A 23,917-nucleotide genomic window follows, 5' to 3' on the forward strand; every position below is an offset into this window, starting at 1 on the left:
ACTAAAGTGCGTCTCCTCCCGTTTGTTTTTTTGGCTATCTTCGGACATGCATTAAACCGCATCCCATTAGCCTATGTTACGTCCGTTTGTATTGTCCGGGGGCGGCGCCCGGGGGTATGCCCACCTGGGAGTATTGAAAGCCTTTGCCGAACGGCAGATTTTTCCGGAAGCCATTGCCGCTACCAGCGCGGGTTCTATCGCCGCCGCATTTATCTGCGACGGATTTCATACCGATGAAGTCAGGGAGATATTCCAGCAACAGAAGCTGGGATTGTCGATGGAGTGGAAAAACTGGCGCGCCGGTTTCCTTTCGCTGAAGAAAGTGGAAGATGCATTAAAGAAAAACCTGCGACATACCACCTTTGAAACGTTGCCCCTGCCGCTGTATGTGACTGCCACTAACTTCGCCAGCGGGGAACAGAAAGTATTTGATCGCGGTCCGCTGATACCGGCCGTCCTGGCTGCGTCTACTGTTCCGTTGTTATTTCGGCCGGTGGAGATAGACGGCGTGCCGTATGTAGATGGAGGGCTTTCAGGCAACTTACCTGTGGAGCCGCTGTTGGCAAAATATGAGCGTGTGATAGGCGTGCATGTAAACCCGCTGACGCCGTACAATCCGGCGGGCAGCTTCTTCGCTAACATGGAGCGTACAGTGCACATGGCCATCCAGGACCCGGTGCTGAAAAGCAAACAACAATGTGCATTTTTTGTAGAGCCGGAGGGACTGGGAAAGTATGGGATCTTCGATTTTAATAAATTTGACGCGATCTATACTATCGGTCTCGACTATACGCGAAAGTTGCTGGAAGCAACCATGGAAGATTAAAAAAAATCAGGCCGGAGCGCTTGCGCCCCGGCCTGGTATATATGGAGTTAATTGTTTTCTGTGTACTTGCGGAAGTTGTCCAGAATGGCCTGCCATCCGGCATGCTGCATTTCCAGGGAGTTGGTGCTTTCCGGGTCAAAAGTTTCCGCGATGTGCGTAGTGTCACCGTAGCTGTTGAAGATGATCTTCACCCTGCGGCCATCACCCAACACATAAGCGATCAGCTCATGTTCTTTTACTTCCGTGTATTCACCGCCGAAATCGAAGCTGAAGCTGCCGTCTTTTGCGGCCATGGTAGTGCTGAATTTGCCACCGGTACGCAGGTCGTTGGTGGCTTCCGGAGCATGCCAGTCGTCAGATGCTGCGCACCATTGGGTGATGTGTTCCGGAGCGCTCCAGTATTGCCATACTTTTTCAATAGGAGCATTGATCGTGCTTTCAACGGTGATGGTAGTCTGATTTGCGGTTGTCATGATAAATATTTTAGATTATTTTTTGACTGTTGTTAACGATACAAACTTACGGCGACTTCGCCGGACGGAACGTGTGTGATCACGGCAAATAGGAGGCGTTTTGCGCCAACGTTGTTTTTTGTTTTATGGCGCTTTATAAAACAACAAGGGGCAGTAGAAAACTGCCCCTTTCTTTTTGTTGATGGTTATCAAGCCCCATTTTTCGATTACGTCCGTTGTGTTTACCACCCTTTATTGTTGGGTTTTATATTTGGATTGCTCAATATTTCTGATTGTGGGATAGGAAGATAATAATACAGCGCCGCAGGCGGCAGGTCTGTTTGTGTGTCTCCCTGTTGCAGATCGGCCTCGTCCCTTTGTATGGGCAGTCCCAGTCTTTTTAAATCATAATAACGATGCCCTTCAAAAGGCAGTTCCAGAAACCTTTCCAGCAGGATGGCTTTGAGCAACTGCTGCACGTTGCTGAACGCGGGCGCCTCGTATCCCTGTATACGGGCATGGCCGATGGTATTCAGGTCTGCTGCGGCTTCCGGCAGTTTGCCGAGGTGCATGTTGGCTTCTGCGCGGACCAGGTACATCTCTGATATCCGGAATACTTTCACGTCATTGCGGTTTTCGGCTCCTTCTTCCCCTGCATATTTCCGGACCACATCTATGAGCTGTCCGTCGGCGGCCAGGGACGCGTCCTGGGCGAAATAGCTGCTGTAGCGGATATCATGCTCTTTGTCGTAAGCCTTTAATAGTTTTTGTGAGGGCGCAAAATAAACGATGCCGATAGACGGGTTTTTCCAGATATCGCCGGGACGCAGTGTGCTCAGGTTGGTCCGTTTCAGCTTAAAGATCACTTCGGCGTTACTCTTATCGGTCCAGATGGCGGGAAATTCTTCGCGGCCCGCCAGTGTCAGCCGGCCGATGGCCCGGGTGGCGCTTTCCGCTGCCACGGCCCAGTTGCCGGTGTAGAGGGCTACTCTTGCCTGTAGGGCATATATGGCCTGTGTATTCATGCGGGTAACGTCGTCGGTTACACGCTCTCCTGATAAGGTGAGTGCTGCTTCCAGATCGCTTTGCAACTGTCGGAAAAAATCGGCGGCAGCAGGGCGGGATGGTTTGTTGTTGATGTCCGCGCTGGTCACATAAGGTACGGCGGGCGCATCGGGCTGGTATACACCGGCGTAACTGTAATTGCGGTACAGCTCAAAGTGCTCAAAGGCACGGATGGCCAGCAGTTCTCCACGCAGCTGCTGCTTCTGCTGCTCTTCGGCGGTATTGTTGGCGGGCACGCGGCCTATGCCTGCCAGGATACGGTTCGCACGGTTGATCACCTGATAGGCGTTGGTCCACGGTGCGGAAATTTCTGCGTCGCCGCCGGCAAAAGCCCATCTGAACAGGTTTTGGGCAGACCCGTTCACGCCGGCATTTTTTAATCCGATGCGGCATTCGTCTGCCATCACGGAACCAATGCGCAAAGTGTGTTCGGGTTCCCATCCGGCGTAAACGCCCAGCACGGCCCGGTTTACGGTGGAAAGCGATTGGAAGATATCTTCACCATCTACCTGATCGGTGGGTTTTACCTCCAGCATGTTATTGCACGAGGTGTTATAAACGGTAAGAGTGGCGGCGCAGCAAACGACTGCTATCTGTTTGATGATACGGTTCATGTCGGGAAAATTTAGAAGGTGACGTTAATACCGCCGGTAATGGTGCGGGGCATCGGGTATTCGTATTGTGCGATGTCGTTGGCATCTTCTGGGTCGAAGCCGCGCCATTTCATGATGGACAGCAGGTTCTGCCCACTGGCAAAGACTTTCACGTTTCGGATGGCGCCGGACATACGCTGCGGTACAGGGATGTTATATCCCAGCGTGATGTTGCGCAGCTTCACATAATCAGCGCTGGCGACATCGCGGGAAGTGAAGTAGGTGGCATATTGTGCACCAGGGTATCGACTGATATCGCCGGGCTTCTGCCAGATATTGAGCATGTCTCTGGACTGACTGTACCGGCGATAATTCGGGCTGCCGGAATGGGCATACAGATCAGGGTAATTGAGGCGTGACATGCCGTGGATAAAGCTGACAAGCATAGATAAATCGAAACGTTTGTACCGGATGCTCATCGTGGCGCCACCAATCAGCGGCGGATCATAGGTTGCTTTCAACGGCACGGCATCATCGGGATTATAGGTGTTGGTTTCTTTTCCTTCTTTGTCGAGATAGATCGGCGCACCTGTCTGCGGATCTACTCCTTTCCAGCGTACGGCATAGAAGCTGCCCAGTGGCCGGCCTACCATATTCATGGTGGCTTCGTCCGCAAAGATCTGATCTTCCCCGCCCAGGCTCAGGATCTTGTTTTTATTGTAAGCCAGGTTCAAACCGAGGGTGAGCGAGAAATCCCTGCTTTTGATGGCATCGCCTTCCAGCATCAGTTCTATCCCGCGGTTACGCACCTTGCCGGCATTAGCGGCGATGGTAGGGAAACCGGTGGTATGTGAAAGATTGCGGTTCACAAAGAGTCCTTCGGTAACACGATTGTACAGGTCTATTTCACCCCGCAGGCGGTTATGGAAGAAGCCGAACTCCAGCCCTATATCGCTGATACGGTTCATTTCCCAGTTGTAGGCAGGGTTGCCGGGTGTGGTGGGAACGAGCGTTTTATTGCCGTTGTAGTCAGCAGGACTGTACAGTGTTCTGAAACCATAGTCGCTGGTGAAGCCGCCGGCATTGCCGGTAAGGCCGTAACTGGCGCGCAGCCGCAGGGTGCTGAAGGCCTGCTGGTCTTTCAGGAAATCTTCTGCCAGTATGTTCCAGTTACCGCCGATGGCATAGAAGAATTTGTAGCGGTTGGCGGCGGGTACCTGAGATGAGCCATCACGGCGCAGGCTGGCCGAAATCGTATATTTGTCACCGTAGGAATAGCGGAACAATGCAATTTGAGATATCAGCAGCCGGTTGGGAGTTGTTTGTCCACTTACCAACGGAATGAAGTTGTTGTCAGGTGTACCGGGCGTAATACCGCCAGGTGTGCCGGGCAGCTCAGGTACGAGACCATAGCCGGTAAAACCAAAACCATTGCCTTTTATTTTGTTGATTTCAGACAAGAGATTAGCTTCTACTTCGTGATGTTTTCCCCACTGTTTGTTATATCGTATGCCACCGGTGGCAACCAGTCCCAGCCTGTTTGTCAGTCCCCGCTCATAAGAGCCCTGATTGCCGTTGCTCACCAGTTTACCATACCATGAATCCGGATTCAGGTAATTGGTGGCGTTGTTCTGCTGAAAGTCCATGCCCACGGTGCCGGTCAACTGAAAGTCTTTGGTCAGCTCCACCGTTTCATTCAATGACAACACGGCTTTTATCTGGTTGTCTTTTTTCAGGCTGTTGGCATAGGCATCCAGCGCGTTGGCGCCGTAGCGGCCCGGCCCTGGTTTGCCGTAGGGCGATTCATATGGCAAGGCATAATATAATGCCGCGATGGGATTTTTTTCAGTGATGCCACCGCCGCCTACAGCAGCGCCGCCTTCTTCAGCCACGCCTTCGTCCTGTATGTATTTGATGGTGGCGGTGGAGATGCCCATATTGAGCGTAGTTTTAAACCTGCCGCTGCGGTTTTGTACATTGGCGCGCAGGCTGTAGCGTTCCATGCCCGAGTTGAGCGCAATACCTTCCTGGTTAAAATAACCGCCGGAGAGATAGAAAGTGGTTTTCTCGTTGCCGCCGGAAACATTCAGTGCGTGCGTCTGGATACGTCCCTGCCGCAACAGGTGTTTGCGCCAGTCGGTGTTGATCTGCCGGAGGCTGTCGAGGTACTGACTGCCGAAAGTATAGTCTTCCGCAGTTTTAGGTACCAGGGTACCGTTTACCAGTTTGTTGGGGTTGTTGCGGGAATAAGCCCATCCCGGCAGGGTGGGGTCCTGGAGTATCTCTTCAAACTGCAGGCGCTGGCTGGTGTTCATCATATCCCATTTGCTGCTGTTGAGACCAGACACGCCAAACTGGCCACGATAGTTCACGCGTACTTTTCCGTCTTCCCAGGCTTTTCCTTTTTTAGTGGTGATAACGATCACGCCGTTGGCGGCGCGGGAGCCATATTGTGCGGTGGCAGCCGCGTCTTTGAGTACGTGGATGGTTTCAAAATCTTCCGGGTTGAGTGCCGCGAATGAGTTGTTGGCGACCGGTACGCCATCTACGACGTATAGTGGGTTCACATCACCGTTGATAGAGCCGAGGCCACGGATGGACACACGGCCGGCTTCTCCCGGCTGGCCGGTAGGAGTGCCGACATACAGGCCGGGGGCGCGTCCCTGCAACATCACATCGAAGGAGGCTACCGGCGCCTGTGTGGTAACGGCCGTAGGCAGACTGGTAACGGCGCCGGTTGTACGGGATTTGCTTTGTTGCGTATAACCTGTGATGACTACGCTGTTGAGTGACTGCGATACGGACGAAAGGGCCGCATGTAGTTCGTCATTGCCCGGCGTTGTTTTGAGGGATAGGTCACTGTAACCTATATACGAAAATCGAAGGATGTTCTTTCCGTTGGGCAGAACGATGGTGTAATGACCATTAGCGTCGGTCACTACGCCGGTGGCGGTGCCGGGCACTGCTATGGTGACACCGATCAAAGGTTGCTGTGTCAGCGAATCGGTGACCGTTCCCCGGATAGTCCGTTGCTGTGCTATGCCGGCAAGCGATACTGCCAGCAGTGCTACAAACAGGAGAATAGATTTGATGTGCATAATCAGTTGTGTAATGAATAAAATGAATAGGCTGTTGAATACGGATGCAAAGCTAGCAGCAGTGTATTAGAGCGGAGTTAAGAGGGAGTGGGTAACTGTTAGAAGGCAATTAAAAAATTACGAATTACGAATTACGAATGGAGGACCTCTCCGTGGGAAGTTCAATTAGTAACCTCTCTATAAAGAAACGCTTAATTCGTAATTCGTAATTCATCATTCGTAATTTATCTCAGGACATAGCCTACACCAACAACAGTATGGATAAGCGGTTGGTTAAAACCTTTATCAATCTTGGCGCGCAGGTAGTTGATATATACATCTATGAGGTTGGTTCCCCTGTTGAAATCGATGCCCCATACGGTTTCGGCCATATAGGCGCGGGACAGTACTTTGTTGTTGTGGGTGATGAGTACTTCCAGCAGGGAGAACTCTTTTACGGTAAGGATAATTTCTTTGCCGCCCCGGAAAACAGTGCGGTTATAGCAGTTCATTTCCAGGTCGGCCACGCGGTATATGGCGGCCGGCGTATTGGTTTGCCTGCGGCGATGCAGCGCCTGGATACGGGCCAGCAGCTCCTCGAAATGGAAAGGCTTGGGCATATAGTCATCTGCGCCGCTTTCAAAGCCCTCTACTTTATCTCTTACGGTCCCTAAGGCAGTCAACATCAGTACAGGCAGGCCTTTTTTAGCAGATTTGATGCGGCGGCAAACTTCGAGTCCATGAAGGGAGGGCAACAGCCGGTCCAGTATTACCAGGTCGTAATCATATTGTATGGCCACATGGCAGCCGTCTCGTCCGTCGTATGCTACCGTGACCGTATGTTGATGTGCTTCCAGTCCTTTTCTGATAAATGCTGCTACACTGGGTTCGTCTTCTATCAATAAGATATTCATAATTGTAAGGTGATGGCTAAATTAAGCCACCACACGCATTCTCCGCGGGTGATTAAAATATTCTAATCCGCCAATGCCTGTTTTTAATCACAAAGGCCTGTTAATTTTACATTACCCGGTAGGGGGTGTTGTTTTTTTTAATGTCTTATCAATAGACATCTTTTATTTTTGCGATTTTTTATGACGAATTGGAAGACCTTGCTGCCGGCAGTATTGACTGCATTTGTTTTTGTTTCCTGTGAGGACGACAAGAGCAGGCCTGCTACTCAACAGGCTTTGCTGATGGCGGTAAACGCGGCGCCCCAGGCAGGCCCCGTCAGTGTGGTGTATAATGAGAGAAGAAGGGTGAATAAATTATCCTATGGTAGTTACAGCAACCGTTATGGCAGCGCCTACCGCAGCGTTAATACACAAGACACCGACGACCTGATGGTGGAAACAGCCGATGGTAAAGTCGTCATCGCAGATAGCCTGCGCATAGAACACGGAAAGAAATATTCCCTGTTTATTTATGATACCCTCCGGGGAAGCCCGTCAAGACTCAATTATACCCTTGTTCCCGATAATATCCCTGTGCCGGCTGCAGGCAGCGCACAGGTACGTTTCCTTCATCTTTCTGCGGATGCAGCACCGGTGGTGGTAGACCTGTTCATGGAAGCAGACAGTATCCGGCTGACCGGCGCGGCAGTGCCTTACCTGGCCTCCCAGCGTAATCCTGCGGCCATAGCGGCTTTTAAAGCTGTAAAAGGAGGAGTGTATCAGGTAAAGGTGAAACAGTGGAAAGACGATGTACTGGAAACCCTGTTGGACATCCCCCGGGTAAAGCTCAATGAAAGAGGCACTTTCACCCTTTATCTGCAGGGTCTCATGAAAGGCCAGCCTCCTTATGCGCTGGCCCTCGGGCAGATCCGTCACTGATCATCCTATTGCTGCATGCTGCTTTGCCAGGTGAACCAGCGGGAGTGGCTGAACAACCATTCCGGCAATATGTCTGTGGTATATAAATCACTGAATATTTCATGTGGCAGTTGATCAATCTCCCAGGCCCGCAGCTGGCGCCCCTGTAAAGTGCGGATCAGCATGGAGTCGGTGCGGTAGGGGTTTTCTGTATCGGCATTACCATGGACCACCCATAGGGGAGTAGCTTCCAATGCAGGCAGGTGATCGAAATCGGGGATGCCGGAAATGGCCACACCGGCAGCGAAAAGGTCGGGCCGCTGGCCGATGCTGTTGAAAACACCGGAAGCTCCCATAGAAAAACCAATCACATATATGCGTCTGCCATCTACCGGCAGTACTTTCTTTAAAGAGTCCACCAATGCCAGCACCGTATTGATATTAGGACCAGGCACAGATACCAGCGTGTGCCGGCTGCTGTCCATCACATAGTTGGAGGAGCGTTCGGGAAATTGCGGCGCCACCACAAATGCCGGGTAACTTCGCCGGACGCGGGGCTGCGCCCATAGTTTGGCGAGAAGGCCCAGCTGACTGATATTGTCGGTGCCTACCGCACCGGAGCCATGGAGCACCAATACCAACGGATAACGTTTATGCTTCTGTAAAGCGGCGGGCTTCATCAGACGATAACGGACCGTCCGGAAGGACAAGGCCTCAAAGGGATGAGGGTCCATTTCCTTAAGAACGTTTTTGATACTATCGGCTTTGCCTTTGTCCGGCATGATACGGATGAGGGAATAACCGGTATTTTTTTGCGCGTTGGCCATCCATGACGACAGCCCGCATATACAAAGGAACAATAGCTTTTTCATACAAAAGGGCCTACTACCATAAGTTGTACCAATCTTTGACGGCATCGGGAAAAAATAAACGCAATTTATCTTGAAGCGTGGGTTCTGTTATTGCAGATAGGCGCTGACCTCTTCCACGGTCTTACGGGCGGTCCTGCCTACGCCTATCAGGGTGGCGGAGGCGAAGCCGGTCCATTGTCCGTAGCCTACCAGCCATAATCCCGGCATGTCCGTGGCGGCAGTGCCGCGGGTGTTGATTTTGCCGTTGGGCTGCATAATGCCCAGCGGTTGCAGGTGTGCCAATGCGGGCCGGAAGCCGGTACAGAAGATAACGGTGTCGACGGTTTCTTTTTGTCCGTTCTCCCAGGCAATGCCATCTTCATAAAAATAATCGAAGGCAGGCAGGTAATGTTGATAAACGCCTTTGTCCCGCGCTGCCTTCACCGGCGGCACCATCACGATCTGGCCGAGGGAAGGCCGCTGGAAGTCTTTGCCTTGTTGCATGGCCTCATACTGCATGGTGGCGGCGTCAAAAAGATATTTACCGTCGATATGGTCGGGCAGGAAGGTGGGCGGCTGTCGGGTAATCCACAGGGTATCGGCCACGGGCCACAGGTCTGCCAGTATCTGCGCGCCGGAGTTGCCTTCCCCGACCACGGCTATACGCTGGTCCCTGAATATTTCCGGCGACTGATACGAGGAGGAATGAAGCAGGGCGCCACGAAAACGCTCTTTCCCGGGGATGTCCGGAATGTACGGATTCACGAAGCTGCCGGTGGCGCTGATCACAGCACGGGCATGGTAGCTGCCCGCGGTGGTATCCAGCCGGTAGCCGCCGGCCTGTTTTTCCACGCTCAGCACCTTTACCGGCCTTTGTACCGGAAACTGATAGCGGTTTTCATACTCTTGTAAATAATGGATGGTTTCATCGCGGGTAGGGTAATACTGTTGACCGCCGGGCATCAGCACACCGGGCAACGAGCTCCATAATGCCGGCGAAAAAAGGGAGAGCGAATGCCATCCATGCTGCCAGGAGCCTCCCGGATGGGCTTCGCCGTCGAGCAGCAGATAACGCAGAGAGGTGCGCCGGAGATAATAAGCCACAGAAAGCGCACTTTGGCCACCACCAATGATAATTACATCATATTCCATGTATGTAGTTTACGATAATATGTTCAGCCGGCCAAACAGGTATTTCTTTTTTCAAAAAACAGGATTATATTCGGTATAACGACGTGCCGACCGTACAGCAGGTGTTGCAACATTTATTGAGCGCGCGCCAGCCCTGCTGAGAAAATTAATATCCACGTAATATTGAACGATTACTTTTGTTGAGACTGTTATATTTCCTTTTATGACCGTGCATAAACCAATCAATTCCTGTAAAGTCGGCGCTGTGGCGGATTTTGAGCAATCTGTGGGTGTTTACTGGAACAAGCTGCTGGCCATTGCTGTGGCCAAAACGAATGCACACGACGCGTTTGATATCGTGCAGGATGTTTTTCTTTCCCTCTGGGAGAAATGGGAAACTGCTCCTAAAGATGAAGGTCTTGAGTATTATCTTTTGCATGCCCTTAAGCTCCGTATATTTAAGTATTACCGTACAGCAGGCCGTTATCAGGCCCATCTGAAGCACCTGGAATTATTATTAAATGATTCGCTGGAAACGCCGGGTACTTTTGCCCAGGAAGAACTGTACGGGTTGCAGGAAGCCATTCTCAATAAAGCACTGGACACCTTATCGCCCAGCCAACAGCAACTGATGACCCTACGGGTGCGTCATCATTATTCCTACCAGCAGATCGCCGGCATCCTCGATATAGATGCGGCATCCGCCCGTGTGTTATACTGCCGTGCCCTGAAGCAGGTAAAGACACATATTAAAGCCAATCCATCGCTGGCAGTTAGCCTGGTATCTGCCTGGATGTTGTTTACAATTTCTTAACGTTGGCGTAGTTAACATTTCTTTCGCATCGGGTATTCTCTAGTAGATGACACCGCAAAATTATCCCGGGGCACAAGCCCTGTTAGAAAAATTTCATGCAGGGAAATGCACCCCTGAAGAACTGGCGGTCCTGGACAAATGGTATAACAGTCTGGGAGCGGGAACGCCTGTCGATCTGGAAGGACTGGAAGCAGACCTCCGGCGGCAGCAGTTCCTGGCCGGCTTCCGCAGCGCATTGCCGGTGGATACCTCCGGGTTGAAGGCGGTAGACCGCACCTTCGGACAAAAACCTTCAGCTACCGGACCTGAAACACAACGTAGCCCGGGGCTTCAGCCCTGGGGTTGGCAACGATGGGCCGCTGCGGCCAGTATCGTATTGTTGGCAGGGGCAGGCTGGTTATGGCGGCAACAAACGGTTACACCACATCCATCACCTGTATTGATCGGTATGGTGACGGTCACCAACGAAACAGCCGGCATCAAACAGGTAACGCTGCCCGACAGTTCACGGGTATGGTTAAACGCACATGCCACCCTCGCGTGGAAAAAAGATTTTAACCGCCATGAAAGAGGGGTGACACTGATCGGTGAAGGTTTCTTCGATATTCATGCCAGCGAAAAAAGACCATTTGTCGTTCATACGCGTGATATGGCCATCAAAGTACTGGGCACCCGGTTTAATGTGGAAGCTTATGCCGGCGAGAAGATCACCCGCGTATCGCTGTTGCAGGGAAAAGTACAGGTGAAAGCACATCCGGAAAATGCCAGGACGTTGATATTGCAGCCAGGTTATGCCGCTGCCTGCCATGCCGACGATACCCTGATGCAGGTCAACGAAACCGATGCCGCTAAAGTGGCCGCCTGGAAAGAAGGCGTTTTCACCGCTGCCGACATTTCACTCAAAGACGCCGTGGAAAGGCTCTGCGACCGCTACGGCTATTCCGTTAGCTGGAAAAACAAACAGGATATTGAAAAGAATATTACCGTGATGTTCAAAACAGATAGTTTCACGGGAATGCTGGACAACATATGTTATATCAGTCGTAAACAGTATAAAATTTCCGGTAGAGAGGTGACGATTTTTTAAAAAAGCTACAACACTCCGAAAAACAATTTTTATTATGAAAAGGAAATCTACAGTCTCGGACCATCGGGTCCGCAGCGGCGGGCTTGCCATGTCAGGGATGAAACGCTTCCTGTTGCTGGGGTGCTGCCTGCTCCCCGCCACCATCGGTTTCGGCCGGCAAAACAGCCTGAACGAAAAAGTGAAACTGGACATGTCCAACGCTTCTTTGTCACAGGTGCTAAAAGCATTAAGCAACCAAAGCAGCTTCACTTTTAACTATGTCAAACAGGATTTTGACAACATCATCATCCGCGATTTCAAAGCCAATAACATTACCCTGAATGAAGCACTGCACCAGCTTCAGGATCAGTCAGGCATTGAATACAGCGTGAATGATAAAGCTATTCTGCTGCGTAAAACACAACAGCAGGACGCCCCGCAGAGCGGCAAACAGATTGTAGCCCGCCGTATCTCCGGCCGTGTAACGACTGAAAACAACGAACCTATCCCCGGTGTGACCGTATGGGTGAAAGGCACTAAAAACAGGGCCATCACCGATCCTGAAGGACGATATGAAATCACCATCGATACAGAAAACCCGATCATCAGCTTCAGCTATGTAGGTTATCAGACCACAGAGCTCACGCCCGGCAGCGGTAACACGCTCAACCTCGTGATGAAAAACGGGAACACGGCGCTGGATGAAGTGGTGGTCATCGGTTACGGTACCGCTAAAAAAAGTGACCTCTCCGCCGCTGTGGCAACAGTGCCGGACATGAAACAAATCAAGGAACGCCCGGTAATGGACGTGGCCAATATGATCCAGGGTAAAGTACCCGGTATCACCGTTGTCAGCAATGGTGGCCATACCAAAGATGCCAACAGTGTGGTGATCCGTGGCGTAGGCTCCCGTGGCAAAGAAAGCGTGTTATACGTAGTAGACGGAGTGCCTAATGCTCCTTACAACCCGGCCGATGTGGAATCCATCACCGTACTGAAAGATGCGGCATCTTCCGCTATCTATGGTGCTTTCGCCGGCGCCGCAGGTGTTATCCTCATTACTACCCGTCAGGCTACCAAAGGGGTGCCGCAGGTGCAATACACCGGTTTCGTAGGTGCTAAACAGGCCTGGCGTACGCTCCAGTCCCTGAGCGCCGAAGATGAAGCGAAAGTATCTAACCTGGCTTACAAAAATGCGGGCAAACCACCGTTGCCAGGATGGGACGCTTCTCTCAATCCCTATGCACAGGTAACCCGTACCAACTGGATGAAGGAGATATTCCGCACCGGCATGATACAACGCCACAACGTAAGCCTGAATGCAGGATCAGAGAAATTCTCCACCCTGTTGCAGGCACGTTACGAAAATGAAGAAGGAACACTGCTCAATACCTACAACAAGAACATTTCCCTTCGCTTCAACGCTAACTATGAGTTGTCGAAGAACGTAAAACTGCGGCAGGACATCTTCTGGAACAACAACGATAACCGCGATGCGGAAACTTCCAGCGGTTATACCGGCGTTATCCTTTCCGCTATCTACATGCCCCGCTCTGCTACCCCTTATTATGCTGATGGCTCCTTCGGCGGCGTAGGCCCTGCCGATTCCAAATACCTCGGTGTCCATGGCGACGTGGTGAACCCTGTTGCTGCCCTGCTGCGTAACCAGCCTTTCAACAAAAAGAGCGATCTGCAGTCAGTGACGGAACTGACTGTCTCCGACATCATCCCCGGCCTTACTTATTTAACCCGCTTCTCTTATCGTCAAACCAATGCTTTCTGGAAGAATTTTGAACCCAGAAGACTGGAGCCAGGTAAAGCCAACGCGCAAAATAAATTGTCTTACTCTACAGACAGAGATTACAACTGGCTGTGGGAAAATACGCTCAACTACAACAAGATCCTGAAGAGACACAACATCGGCGCTATGCTGTCCATGACAGGACAGGAGGCTGGTAACCGCAACTTCGCGATTGCTGCCAGAGGTTTTGAAAACGAATCTGACTGGGCCCGTTTTATGTCACTGGCGTCTGTATTTGACCAGGACCGTCCAACAGATGGTGAATGGAAAGACAGAAACGTTTCTTACGTGGGAAGAGTTTCCTATAGCTGGGCCGATCGTTATTTCCTGACCGGTAGCTACCGTTATGATATCGCCGGCAGGCTGCCTTCCGGTTTCCGCGATAAAGGTTTCCCTGGTGTGACCGCCGCGTGGAAAGTAAGCTCTGAGCCGTTCTTCCGGGTACCGGCTGTTGACCTGCTGAAAATCAGGGCCAGCTGGGGCCGTATCGGTAACATCGCTTCTGTGGACCGCTACTATGGTTATCCGCTCCTGGCCAACGACTACACCTACCAGGTGGGTAATGGTGCACCACTGTCCAATGCGCTGTTTATCGATAAACGATTTAACCCTACCCTTACCTGGGAAACATCTCAGCAAACAGACATCGGTATCGATATCGCGCTGCTGAAACAACGCCTGACAATAACAGCTGATTATTTCGACAAGCAGACCTACAACCTGATCAAACAACAGGATACTTACTGGCCTAAAACCTTTGGCCTTACCGCTCCGTTGATCAACCAGGGTAAAATCGGCAACAAAGGTATCGAAGTAGCGGTGGGCTGGCAGGATAAAATCGGTCAGGTAGGTTATAACCTGAGCGCTAACATGGCCACCCTGAAAAACCGTGTGCTGGAAATCGACGAGAACCCTAATTCTGTATGGACGCACAGCGACAACTGGAGAACAGTGCTGACCCCTTACCGTTCCAAAGTAGGACAGCCTTATTATTCTTATTGGCTGATACAGTCTGCCGGTATCTTCCAGTCAGACGCAGAAGCCAATGCTTATCAGAAAAACGGACAGAAGATCCAGCCTAATGCCAAAGCCGGTGACCTGAAATTCATCGACGAGAATGGCGACGGTAAAATCGATGATGCTGACCGTGTATACATGGGTGCTGCTTTCCCGAAACTGACTTATGGTTTCACTGCCAGCTTCACCTGGAAAAACTTTGATCTGAGCCTGTTCCTGCAGGGTGTGGGTGGTGTGAAGCTGTTCAACGCTTTCAAACAATCTACCCTGAACGGTGCAGAACAAGGATACAACCGCTGGGACAAAATCCTGGACGCCTGGTCTCCTGAAAATACCGGTTCCAATATCCCCCGTATTTCTGCGGATGATACCAACAAAAACTTCCAGACGGCTTCTGATTGGTACCTTGAAAATGGTAACTACCTGCGCCTGAAAAACCTGCTGATCGGTTACACCTTCAGCAAGATGCGCTGGAACAACGGTCTGCGTGTATACTTCAGCGGTGACAACCTGCTCACCTTCACCAAATACACCGGTATGGACCCTGAAGTGGGCGGTATCGGTCTTGATGGCGGACAGTTCCCTGTTTCCCGCACCTATTCCCTGGGCCTTAATGTTAAATTCTGATCAAACTGACAATCATGAAAAAGAAATATATCTATATACCCGCACTGATGGCGCTGATGGCCGGTTGGAGTTCGTGCGCCGATAAATGGGTAGACACTAAACCCAATGGTTCGCCTTCCACCGCTTTTTTCTGGCAGAGCGATAACGACCTGCGTAAAGCTACCGCCGCCATGTATGTGGAAATGAAAGATGAATATACCTGGGGCCGTGACCTGTTCTGGGTGCAGGATGCCAGCGATGACCTGATCGTAGGGCGTACCAAGGCTGATGGTGAAAACATCAAGAACTTCATTCCCAGTGGTCGGGAAGGTTATCTGACCAATGGTTGGGAGAAGTTGTACAATATGATCAACAGGGCTAATCAGGCGATTGAAAATATTCCGAAGGCGGTGAACGTATCGGAAGAGGTACGTAAACAATCCCTGGGAGAAGCTTATTTCATGCGTGGTTTCGCGCATTTCTGGGTAGCCTACATCTATGGCCACAAAGATCAGGGTGTTCCATTTGACGGCCCTGAGAATCCTGAATATGGCAAACGTATACCACCACAGCTGCCTTCAGTAACGGACAATTATACGCAGATCATCAGCGACCTGCAAAAAGCCGCTGACATGCTGCCGCTGTTCGAAACGTATAAAGACGGCGATAAAGGCCGTGCGCACAAAGCTGCAGCATGGGGTTATATGGTGAAAGTATATGCTTACTGGGCACAGTATGATAAAACCAAATGGCAACTGGTGCCGGCATTGTGCGATAAAATCCGCGATGAAGGCCATCGTGCACTCATCAGCGGACAAGCCAGCAGCCGCGAAAACTACCAGGCTGTTTTCCGTGTGGCCAACAACTGGTCATCTGAATATATCTGGTCTGTTAACTCCAGCATCCAGGGTGGTTCTGAGTTTCCCGGTGTAGTACTGGAAAATAAAGGATGGACCAAATACAATGGATGGGGTTACTTCCAGCCAACAGAAGAGCTGTATGAAGAATATGAAGCCAACGACCCGCGCAGGGAAGTAACGATTCTGAAGTTTGGTGATCCGTTCGTGTATATCGGTCAGGCGAGACAATATTTCTCTACCAACAGTCTGTCCGGTTTCCAGATCAATAAATATATGGAGCCCTACAGCTACGGTTCCAACGGTGACATGGCCAGCAACGTTTTCGCCAGCTCTAACCCGGACTATCCTACTACGGCGCTTAACCTGCCGCTGATGCGTTATGCGGAGATACTGCTGTTTAAAGCGGAAGCCATGATACAGCTGGGCCGCAATGGTGAAGCCGCAGCGCCGCTTAACGAAGTAAGGGCGCGGGTGGGGCTGACACCGGTAACCAATCCTACCATCGCTGATCTGAAACATGAGCGTCGGGTGGAACTGGCCTGTGAGTGGACAGATCGTTTCCATGACCTGAAAAGATGGGGCGATTATGACAAGATCAACGCACCGCTGCATGGCCGTATCCATGCTAACCGCCAGGACCCTGCTTCTCCCTATACCATCAAAGAGGTTTGGCCAGCGCGTAATTTTAATCCGGCCAAACATATGGCATGGCCTATCAGCCCGGATGAGATTGCCCGTACCAACGGCCTCTACAAACAAACACCCGGCTGGTAATCTTCCGGTTACGAAGTCATGATAACAAACAGCGGAATTTTTCCTGTTACCGGAAAAATTCCGCTGTTGTTTTTACAGGTTACCTATCTTTAGGTACAACCTGATCTGTTACTATGCTATTCTTTTTATTACTGATAACGGCCGTTACGGCGGCGTTGATGGGAGGCCTGTTCTACGCCTACTCCTATTCTGTCAATCCCGGCCTGGGCCGTTTGTCGGATGCTGCTTATCTGGCAGCCATGCAGTCTATCAACCGGGCGATCCTCAATCCGGTATTTTTTGTCGGATTTATGGGGCCTGTTTTTTTGCTTCCGCTCAGCAGCTGGCTGATGTACCGCGAGGGAATGCCGCCAGCGGGGGGATGGTTGCTGGCAGCTGCCCTCACTTACATAGTGGGTGTTTTTGGCGTTACTGCAGGTGGCAATGTGCCGTTGAATAATGCGCTCGACAAGGTGTCGTTGCAGGACGACAGTGAGGCACTGGCCGCGCACCGTGCGCGTTTTGAACGGCCCTGGAACAGGTTGAACGCCATTCGTACCGCAGCAGCCATTGCTACGGTGACGATGGTCATCATCGCCTGCCTGAAGTCATCAGTTTAACATGACGTTCTTCATAGATGTAGCCGGGCGCAGTAATACGCCCGGCTTTTTTGCTGACGTTGCAGTTGCTCGTCGCTGTGCTGATATAAGTGGATGTTAGTTTTTACGGAGATAACCAAACAAACCATGTGACTCGTCATCAGGACCTGCAGTGAAGAACAGCTGATTCGGGGCTGAAGGCACATTGCTTTCCAGTGCCCATAAGCCATCTATGATAACCGGACCATTACCTTTCTGCAACTGTCCGAGATAAGTTCCTTTTTCACTATATGCGTTGATATGCCCGTCGCCGAAATTGCCGATGAGGATCACGCCATCTTCCATACCGGAGCAGCCCTGTGTGATGCCCCATGGTGAATTGAGTGTGCCTTGTGTGGCAAACCTTCTGATAAGGGTGCCATTAGGTCTGAAGAGGTCTACATATCCATTGCCTGGGCCTTTTTGATCGTCTTTCCCGCCAGGCGCTTGTTTGGCATAGGTAACAAAAAGAACACCTTCTATATTCCGGATATTGAACGGCGCAAAGCCTGCCGGGATAGCCGGATCATGGAATGGTTTGGTGGAAACGTAGTGATAGGCGGAGTCAAATACATCGATGGTGCCATTGTGGAAATTGGTGGCATAAATGTAGTTTTTGCCACTGTCGCTGGCCAGTGCAATGCCTTTGTAAACAGCATTGAAAGAGGAGCGGTTGGCCTCAATCACACCCGTGTTGCCTGATGTCCAGGATACAATGGTGCCGTCTTCTGTAGCAAAAATAAAGTGAGCGCCCTTGAAGCTGGTGGTACTGTTGAACACCTGTCCGGTAGGAGTGCCGGGGTCTTTACCTCCTGGTGAAGGGATGGTTACGGGCGGTCTCAGGGTGACACCGTTTTTGTCATAGATCACGCTGGAGCCGTCACCATTGGAGGAAATCCAGAAGGCCCCTGTAGGCCCTACGGCAATGCCCCAGGCATTCAACAGATGCGGATCAATGAGGGATGCATTGAAACCGAGGGTGTCAGCTACCAGATTGGTTTGTTTGTAAGTTTTGCCCAGACAGTCACACTGGTCACAGGCATGGAAAGGGTCATTCTTATGGCAGCTGGTTACCGCCAACATAAAAGTGATGACCGTCATCGCGATGCCGGCTCGAATAAATTTGGGGGGCGTTCCGACAGGCTTTGATACTGCCGGCATTTTTTTAAACAATGCGCTCATGTTGATACATTTTAAAATGTGAAAGATAATAGTATAGGTGAAGCGCTGTCATGCGACAACCTTCGGTGAAAAGGGGTTTCTGCCAGTCTTAGTAATCATCAATACCAAACACGATGAACACGATTTCTCTTTGGGGTGATTTTTTTTCAGGAGGTGAGATGAATAAATAAGGATTAACCAGCAGGAAATGTTGTGCGAATGTTAAAAAAAATATTGTGGTGGCTGGGTGCGGTTACATGCAACATTCGATTGTTTTTACCACGCATAGATTATATTTGATGAATCTGCCTGGACTTCCGAAATTTCATCGTAACAAACTGTTGAGCCTTATGAAACCAATGTTGCTTTTTCTTTTGATGACCACCGTCACTAATACTGTTTTTTCTCAGCACATTTCCGGGACGTATGCTATCTGTAATGTGCAAACCGGCATCCTGCTGCGCATCAAAGATGCTGATACCCGCAATGGTACGCCCATTGTAGCGTATTCGCCGGTCAACTGGAAATGTGTGACCTGGGATTTTAAACAGGTGGCAGACAATACATATCAGCTGGTGAACCTGTACTCCGGCAAAACATTGCAGCCGCAGGTTACAGCAGCGGGAACAACACTGGAAGAGCAACCCTTGGAGAGCGGCAAAGACACGCAGCAATATGAATTTCTTCCCGCCGGTAAAGACCAGTATCTGGTGCGACTAAAAGGAACAACACTTTATCTGACGCCCGCCGATGACAAAGGAGCGGTGAACGCCCCTGTGGTACTGGCGCCTGCCAATAATACCGCATTACAACACTGGACATTGAAGGAACAACATCCTGCTATGTAACAAAAAATAATTTTTCGTTGTTGATTGTTTACCCACTAAAATGCCGTTGTCTTATGATCTTTGTTGAAAGCGAATTTGCGCCACTGCGCACCGTCGTACTGGCCGAATCAGAATTTGGTATGCCTAAGGTGCAGCGGGAAGAAGACCTGAAATTCCTGACGCCGGAAGCACGCGCCGACCTGCACACTAAAACAGGTATGGACTACGGTGACGCCTATCCGGAGAATCAACAGGCCTGGATAAAAGAACGCGAGTCTTTTAAAACGGTACTGCTCAAACATGGTGTGGAAGTGCTGCGTCCACGGCGCCTCACCGCCGCGGAGAAAAAGGCCGGTGGTGATGACGGCTACGCTAATTTTTTCTCCCGGGACCCTTTCTTTACGGTCGGTAATCTGGTGATAGAAGGGTCCATGCGTTTGCTGCACCGCCGTATGGAAGTACTGCCCATGCGCGACATAATGCAGGAACGGGTGTATCCGGAAGATAGTATCTACGTGGCAGCACCACGTGCAGCAGTAGCATCTCCCGATGATGCGACGCACGGCCCAGGCCCTTTCATTGAAGGTGGCGATGTGTTGGTGCTGGACAAACATATTTTTGTTGGCAGCTCCGGGCTTGCCTCCAATGCGCTGGGCGCCCGGTGGCTGGAAAAGCTGCTACGCCCCCACGGGTATACACTGGAGATCGTGCGGCTGCAACCTGATATCCTGCATCTGGACTGTGCCCTTGGCCTTATCAGAGATGGACTGATGGTAGTATGTGCAGCTGCCTTCAAAGATGGCATCCCTGATAAACTACGCTCGTGGGACCGTATCGATGTGACTTATAAAGAAACCACCAACCTGGCTACGAACGGACTGCCGCTTAGCCCGGAGGTATATGTGACCGATCCGGTGTTCCGGCATATCGGCGACCGGATAGCCAGCCGCGGTGTAGCGGTGGAATATGTGGATTTCCATATCACCCGCAGCCTCGGTGGCTCTTTCCGTTGCAGTACCCAACCGCTGTTACGCAAAAGCTGAAGCAGACACAGCAAGAAGAAATCTATCCTTTCCCGTAAAAATACCTTTCTGAAAAAAGGCTTCCTGTGGTTGGAAATGTCCTGCCAGTGAAGTTTTTAACTATATTATCCCGCCTGTTGTGAATGTCTTTCCTGATCATTATATTTGGTAGAGAATGTTCGGAGGACTTACAGATTTTGTTACCCTGGTTTTATGAAGCATTGGACAGATGAACACTGTTTTTTGGTATAATAATTATTTTGAATGCGTTTTTTCCCTGTGTATTGTGATCATCGCTTTAATGGAAAAATAAAAATATGGTGTTGGTGGGTCCCCTTGTTATGCTGTTTGTCGATGGCCTGTAACCATGCTGATAATGATAACGTAGATCATCCGGCATATTTTGAACCGGTTTTTCAGAAAATAGATCTTCTCGCCCCCGGCCGGAAGTCGGAGGCTTTCCGCATATTGGATTCTGTGTACGCAGGCTTCCCTAAGCCGGGACCGATGGACCTGGCATGGAAATACCGGTATAAGCTCGATTACTACTGGCTTAGTCAAAACGACCGCTTTCATACGAGACTATATGCAGACAGTATATTGCGCGTGTTGTCGGGAAAAACCGACAGGCCGGGGTATGCCGTAGAATATGGCAGGGCATTGATGTACATCGGGGATATATGCCGGGATGAAGGAAAACTGGACAACGCCGTGTCGTTATATTACGAAGGCAGAACATTTATTCAGCGGGCCGGTGATTCCTGTGATATGGGAGAATACAGCCTGAGACTGGCGATGGTATATTACCGGCAGCGAAAATATAACCTTGCGATTCCTTATTTCAGGGAGATGTTTGGGGAGCTGGCAGCCTGCAATGCCAAGCCGTTTTATCGCTTTTGTTATCAACAGGGGCAGCTGGATAATATCGGATTGTGTTTTGATCATCAGGATCAAAAAGACAGTGCGATGTTTTACTACGACAGCGCTATGCGTTATATCCGGCAATACAAAGCCCCTTTTATGAAATTGCCCAACCAGGTGATGTATACACTGGCTGCGGAAGCGGTAATTCTGGGTAATCAAGGGAGCCTGTTCTTACGGACCGGCGATACAGCTGCGGCGGAAAAACTGCTGAACGAAAGTGTCCGGATCAATCTCTTACAGGGTACAGAATTCAGGGACGCGCTGATGACGATGGGCAAACTGGTGAAGCTGCAACTGGCACAAAAAAGATTCCCGGAGGCACGGGAGGGATTGCTGAAAATGAGAACAGCCCTCGATTCCTTACCTGTCAGCGCGGCTGAGCTGTCATGGCGGGAATTACAGTCGGCATATTATGAAGCTATCGGTAGGCACGAAGATGCGCTGGCATTCCTGCAAAGTTATCAGCGCATGAAAGACTCACTGGCATCCCTGGATGATCCTTTTCAGGCGGTGGATATCAATACACAGTTTAATTATCTGTCTGGTGAGATGGAATTGGACCTGCTGAAAAAACAAAACGAAATCAAAAATATCTACCTCAGCGTCATGCTGCTCTTTACATTGATGGTGGTCATCATTGGCGTGCTTATCTGGCAATACTCCAAGCGTTCCAAAAAGCAGGCGGCCAAGCTGGAAAGCCTCAATCGGGTGATCACCCGGCAGAATGAACATCTCGAAAAAGGCCTGCGGGCGCTGGAACACAGCCAGCAGGATAACACCCGCATGCTCAAAATTGTAGCACATGACCTTCGCAACCCGGTGAGCAATATGATTTCCATGGCCGACTTCCTACAGCATTACGGCGATGTGACGGCAGAGCAGCATAACGAAGCATTACACCTTATTCAGCAATCCGGGCATATGGCACTGGAGCTGATCAGTAATCTGCTGTACATGAATATACGCGGAGACATCAGGAAAGAGCAGGTGGAAGTAGATGTGGCCCTGCGTTATTGTGTGGATCTCGTCAAAGCGAAAGCCAGCGAAAAACAACAACAAATTATTGTTCATCTTTTTCATGCTACTATATGGGCCAGCCGCGAGAAGATATGGCGTGTGTTCTCCAATCTAATTACCAATGCAGTTAAATTCAGTCCGGTAGGCGGTGTGGTGGAAGTGTCCATGCAAATGGCAGATGCTGTTGTCCGCATCACGGTACGGGACAATGGCATTGGTATACCAGATATGCTGAAAGGCAGTATTTTTAATCTCTCACAGGACGTAAAACGCCGCGGCACCATGGGAGAAGAATCTTTTGGTTTCGGACTGGCGATCTCCAAACAAATTGTAGATGCCCACGGAGGCAGAATATGGTTTGAAAGCGAAGAAGGAAAAGGTACTGAGTTCATTGTAGAACTGGAGAAATACAATGAGGCAAATCATCATTGAAACGGTCGCTATCGGACCATACACCTAAAAAAATGCAACGGAAAGCCGTATAGCCATGCTATATGGCTTTCTGTTTTTTGAAAAAAAATAGCTTATTTTAGCATGAGAGGTATTATTGATTACCTATATCTACCCTCTTTTTGACCGAAATCTCTGCCATCCCCATCTGATCTGAATATCGCCATATCGTTGTCGACATTTAAATGAAACTGACTATCCATGGCAAGTATGATCAATGTTGTAACAAAAGAACTGATTGTATTAACACCCTATTATGCCTTCGGACGCAATGCGTCCATCGTTCACACTACGATACCGCAGCAGGATGTGTCCCAATCCCATGCTACTATTTTCTGGAGCCGGGAAGGCTGGTACCTGCGGGATCACAGCCGTAACGGCACTTTGATTGATAATGAACTGCTGTGCCAGTCGACCCGCAAGCTGAGCAAAAAACACCAGATACGATTTGGCAGCACGGAAGGTACCTGTTGGAATATCATCGATCTGAAACCTCCTGCTCCTTATCTGAAGTCGGTGCAGACAAAAGACCGGGTCCTGCCATTGCCAACCGGAACGGACGCACGGATATATTGTTCGCCCCATCACGGATGGGTATACGAAACGGACGGACATATCACGTATCTGGCGGATGGCAGCCGCTTGTTTTTCCGGAATGAAGAGTGGCTGTTCGTGGCCAACGGTTATCTGGATGATACGATCGATCATCAACATCTGGTGAACAACACCGTTTTCCTTTTCACGTTGAGCAGTAATGAAGAACATATCCGGTTACAGTTGCGGGTATCTGATGACCAGCTCATTGATCTGGGGAGCCGCACGCATAATTACCTGTTGCTGGCACTGGCGCGCAAACGGCTGGCAGACCATCTTTCAGGGCAAAGCCCGGAAGAGCAGGGCTGGATTTCTCTCGATGAACTCATGAAAGACATCTCCAAAGAGATGCGAAAAGACATAGATGTGTATTTTATCAACCTGCAGATTTTTCGCTTACGGAAACAGCTATACGAACAACTGTCCTTCGGGCAAATGTTTGCCAACGTTGTGGAAAGACGTATGGGAGAAGTCCGTTTAGGGCATCCTTTCTTCAGCATCAGCAAAGGAGCTGAAGAGCTGGGCGGTATATTGCCCTGATGGGAGGGATGCCCGAAAACA

At 50.4% G+C, this 23,917-nt stretch carries 18 protein-coding genes; 11 read left to right on the forward strand and 7 right to left on the reverse strand.

The genetic code is table 11. From position 1 onward, the window contains the following. The first annotated feature begins 73 nt into the window (after positions 1-73). Complete coding sequence (locus tag ICL55_RS25695) at positions 74-826, forward strand: patatin-like phospholipase family protein (RefSeq protein ID WP_188102871.1); 753 nt, start codon at positions 74-76, stop codon at positions 824-826. A gap of 47 nt (positions 827-873) precedes the next feature. Here ICL55_RS25695 and ICL55_RS25700 read toward each other — a convergent pair whose 3' ends face one another. The 4 genes from ICL55_RS25700 to ICL55_RS25715 all read right to left on the reverse strand — a co-directional run bounded on the left by ICL55_RS25700 (position 874) and on the right by ICL55_RS25715 (position 6,927). Then, on the reverse strand, positions 874-1,299 hold the full coding sequence (locus ICL55_RS25700; RefSeq protein WP_188102873.1) for an SRPBCC family protein: 426 nt from the start codon (positions 1,297-1,299) through the stop codon (positions 874-876). Positions 1,300-1,520: 221 nt separating this feature from the next. Beyond that, positions 1,521-2,957 (reverse strand): RagB/SusD family nutrient uptake outer membrane protein, encoded by a 1,437-nt coding sequence (locus ICL55_RS25705; protein WP_188102875.1) that lies wholly within the window; start codon positions 2,955-2,957, stop codon positions 1,521-1,523. 11 nt (positions 2,958-2,968) lie between these two features. After that, the gene (locus tag ICL55_RS25710) at positions 2,969-6,034 is read right to left on the reverse strand and encodes a SusC/RagA family TonB-linked outer membrane protein (protein ID WP_188102877.1); all 3,066 of its coding nucleotides are present in this window, start codon (positions 6,032-6,034) and stop codon (positions 2,969-2,971) included. 224 nt (positions 6,035-6,258) lie between these two features. After that, a complete protein-coding gene (locus tag ICL55_RS25715; RefSeq protein WP_188102879.1) occupies positions 6,259-6,927 on the reverse strand; it encodes a response regulator in 669 nt (222 codons plus the stop codon). Between the two features lie 180 nt (positions 6,928-7,107). Here ICL55_RS25715 and ICL55_RS25720 point away from each other — a divergent pair, with 180 nt between their 5' ends. Further along, entirely contained in the window at positions 7,108-7,845 is a 738-nt protein-coding gene (locus tag ICL55_RS25720) for a DUF4397 domain-containing protein (protein WP_188102881.1), read from the forward strand. A 5-nt stretch (positions 7,846-7,850) separates the two neighbouring features. On the opposite strand, the gene ICL55_RS25725 is transcribed toward ICL55_RS25720, so the two are convergent. Together ICL55_RS25725 and ICL55_RS25730 are read right to left on the reverse strand one after the other, a co-directional pair. After that, positions 7,851-8,696, reverse strand: a complete 846-nt coding sequence (locus ICL55_RS25725; RefSeq protein WP_188102883.1) for a carboxylesterase family protein — start codon at positions 8,694-8,696, stop codon at positions 7,851-7,853. 87 nt (positions 8,697-8,783) lie between these two features. Next, on the reverse strand, positions 8,784-9,827 hold the full coding sequence (locus tag ICL55_RS25730) for an ArsO family NAD(P)H-dependent flavin-containing monooxygenase (protein WP_188102885.1): 1,044 nt from the start codon (positions 9,825-9,827) through the stop codon (positions 8,784-8,786). 202 nt (positions 9,828-10,029) lie between these two features. Between ICL55_RS25730 and ICL55_RS25735 the strand changes: the two genes are divergently transcribed. The 5 genes from ICL55_RS25735 (at position 10,030) to ICL55_RS25755 (ending at position 17,343) form a co-directional block, all read left to right on the forward strand. Then, positions 10,030-10,620: an RNA polymerase sigma factor gene (locus ICL55_RS25735; RefSeq protein WP_188102887.1), complete on the forward strand. Its 591-nt coding sequence runs from the start codon at positions 10,030-10,032 to the stop codon at positions 10,618-10,620. A gap of 46 nt (positions 10,621-10,666) precedes the next feature. Continuing rightward, positions 10,667-11,707: a FecR family protein gene (locus ICL55_RS25740; protein WP_188102889.1), complete on the forward strand. Its 1,041-nt coding sequence runs from the start codon at positions 10,667-10,669 to the stop codon at positions 11,705-11,707. Positions 11,708-11,741: 34 nt separating this feature from the next. Further along, positions 11,742-15,131: a SusC/RagA family TonB-linked outer membrane protein gene (locus tag ICL55_RS25745; RefSeq protein WP_246496584.1), complete on the forward strand. Its 3,390-nt coding sequence runs from the start codon at positions 11,742-11,744 to the stop codon at positions 15,129-15,131. 14 nt (positions 15,132-15,145) lie between these two features. Beyond that, complete coding sequence (locus tag ICL55_RS25750; RefSeq protein WP_188102892.1) at positions 15,146-16,744, forward strand: RagB/SusD family nutrient uptake outer membrane protein; 1,599 nt, start codon at positions 15,146-15,148, stop codon at positions 16,742-16,744. A 113-nt stretch (positions 16,745-16,857) separates the two neighbouring features. After that, entirely contained in the window at positions 16,858-17,343 is a 486-nt protein-coding gene (locus ICL55_RS25755; RefSeq protein ID WP_188102894.1) for an anthrone oxygenase family protein, read from the forward strand. Positions 17,344-17,439: 96 nt separating this feature from the next. Here ICL55_RS25755 and ICL55_RS25760 read toward each other — a convergent pair whose 3' ends face one another. Continuing rightward, positions 17,440-18,543 (reverse strand): TIGR03118 family protein, encoded by a 1,104-nt coding sequence (locus tag ICL55_RS25760; RefSeq protein WP_188102896.1) that lies wholly within the window; start codon positions 18,541-18,543, stop codon positions 17,440-17,442. Positions 18,544-18,872: 329 nt separating this feature from the next. On the opposite strand from ICL55_RS25760, the gene ICL55_RS25765 reads away from it, so the two are divergent. From ICL55_RS25765 to ICL55_RS25780, 4 genes are all read left to right on the forward strand, one after another. After that, the gene (locus tag ICL55_RS25765; protein WP_188102898.1) at positions 18,873-19,370 is read left to right on the forward strand and encodes an RICIN domain-containing protein; all 498 of its coding nucleotides are present in this window, start codon (positions 18,873-18,875) and stop codon (positions 19,368-19,370) included. 53 nt (positions 19,371-19,423) lie between these two features. After that, positions 19,424-20,392 carry a dimethylarginine dimethylaminohydrolase family protein gene (locus ICL55_RS25770; protein WP_188102900.1) on the forward strand — a complete coding sequence of 323 codons (969 nt, stop codon included), beginning with the start codon at positions 19,424-19,426 and terminating at the stop codon, positions 20,390-20,392. A 243-nt stretch (positions 20,393-20,635) separates the two neighbouring features. Then, positions 20,636-22,744 carry a tetratricopeptide repeat-containing sensor histidine kinase gene (locus tag ICL55_RS25775; protein ID WP_223151593.1) on the forward strand — a complete coding sequence of 703 codons (2,109 nt, stop codon included), beginning with the start codon at positions 20,636-20,638 and terminating at the stop codon, positions 22,742-22,744. Positions 22,745-22,963: 219 nt separating this feature from the next. After that, positions 22,964-23,896, forward strand: coding sequence for an FHA domain-containing protein (locus ICL55_RS25780; RefSeq protein ID WP_188102904.1), 933 nt, complete (start codon positions 22,964-22,966; stop codon positions 23,894-23,896). Positions 23,897-23,917 lie beyond the last annotated feature (21 nt).

This window comes from Chitinophaga varians (assembly GCF_014529945.1).
In the GTDB taxonomy this organism is placed as follows: domain Bacteria; phylum Bacteroidota; class Bacteroidia; order Chitinophagales; family Chitinophagaceae; genus Chitinophaga; species Chitinophaga varians.

What these genes read in the sequence shown, in the direction of transcription:
- ICL55_RS25695 (WP_188102871.1), top strand. Translation starts at nt 74, where the DNA reads ATGTTACGTCCGTTTGTATTGTCCGGGGGCGGCGCCCGGGGGTATGCC.
- ICL55_RS25700 (WP_188102873.1), bottom strand. Translation starts at nt 1,299, where the DNA reads ATGACAACCGCAAATCAGACTACCATCACCGTTGAAAGCACGATCAAT.
- ICL55_RS25705 (WP_188102875.1), bottom strand. Translation starts at nt 2,957, where the DNA reads ATGAACCGTATCATCAAACAGATAGCAGTCGTTTGCTGCGCCGCCACT.
- ICL55_RS25710 (WP_188102877.1), bottom strand. Translation starts at nt 6,034, where the DNA reads ATGCACATCAAATCTATTCTCCTGTTTGTAGCACTGCTGGCAGTATCG.
- ICL55_RS25715 (WP_188102879.1), bottom strand. Translation starts at nt 6,927, where the DNA reads ATGAATATCTTATTGATAGAAGACGAACCCAGTGTAGCAGCATTTATC.
- ICL55_RS25720 (WP_188102881.1), top strand. Translation starts at nt 7,108, where the DNA reads ATGACGAATTGGAAGACCTTGCTGCCGGCAGTATTGACTGCATTTGTT.
- ICL55_RS25725 (WP_188102883.1), bottom strand. Translation starts at nt 8,696, where the DNA reads ATGAAAAAGCTATTGTTCCTTTGTATATGCGGGCTGTCGTCATGGATG.
- ICL55_RS25730 (WP_188102885.1), bottom strand. Translation starts at nt 9,827, where the DNA reads ATGGAATATGATGTAATTATCATTGGTGGTGGCCAAAGTGCGCTTTCT.
- ICL55_RS25735 (WP_188102887.1), top strand. Translation starts at nt 10,030, where the DNA reads ATGACCGTGCATAAACCAATCAATTCCTGTAAAGTCGGCGCTGTGGCG.
- ICL55_RS25740 (WP_188102889.1), top strand. Translation starts at nt 10,667, where the DNA reads ATGACACCGCAAAATTATCCCGGGGCACAAGCCCTGTTAGAAAAATTT.
- ICL55_RS25745 (WP_246496584.1), top strand. Translation starts at nt 11,742, where the DNA reads ATGAAAAGGAAATCTACAGTCTCGGACCATCGGGTCCGCAGCGGCGGG.
- ICL55_RS25750 (WP_188102892.1), top strand. Translation starts at nt 15,146, where the DNA reads ATGAAAAAGAAATATATCTATATACCCGCACTGATGGCGCTGATGGCC.
- ICL55_RS25755 (WP_188102894.1), top strand. Translation starts at nt 16,858, where the DNA reads ATGCTATTCTTTTTATTACTGATAACGGCCGTTACGGCGGCGTTGATG.
- ICL55_RS25760 (WP_188102896.1), bottom strand. Translation starts at nt 18,543, where the DNA reads ATGAGCGCATTGTTTAAAAAAATGCCGGCAGTATCAAAGCCTGTCGGA.
- ICL55_RS25765 (WP_188102898.1), top strand. Translation starts at nt 18,873, where the DNA reads ATGAAACCAATGTTGCTTTTTCTTTTGATGACCACCGTCACTAATACT.
- ICL55_RS25770 (WP_188102900.1), top strand. Translation starts at nt 19,424, where the DNA reads ATGATCTTTGTTGAAAGCGAATTTGCGCCACTGCGCACCGTCGTACTG.
- ICL55_RS25775 (WP_223151593.1), top strand. Translation starts at nt 20,636, where the DNA reads ATGCGTTTTTTCCCTGTGTATTGTGATCATCGCTTTAATGGAAAAATA.
- ICL55_RS25780 (WP_188102904.1), top strand. Translation starts at nt 22,964, where the DNA reads ATGGCAAGTATGATCAATGTTGTAACAAAAGAACTGATTGTATTAACA.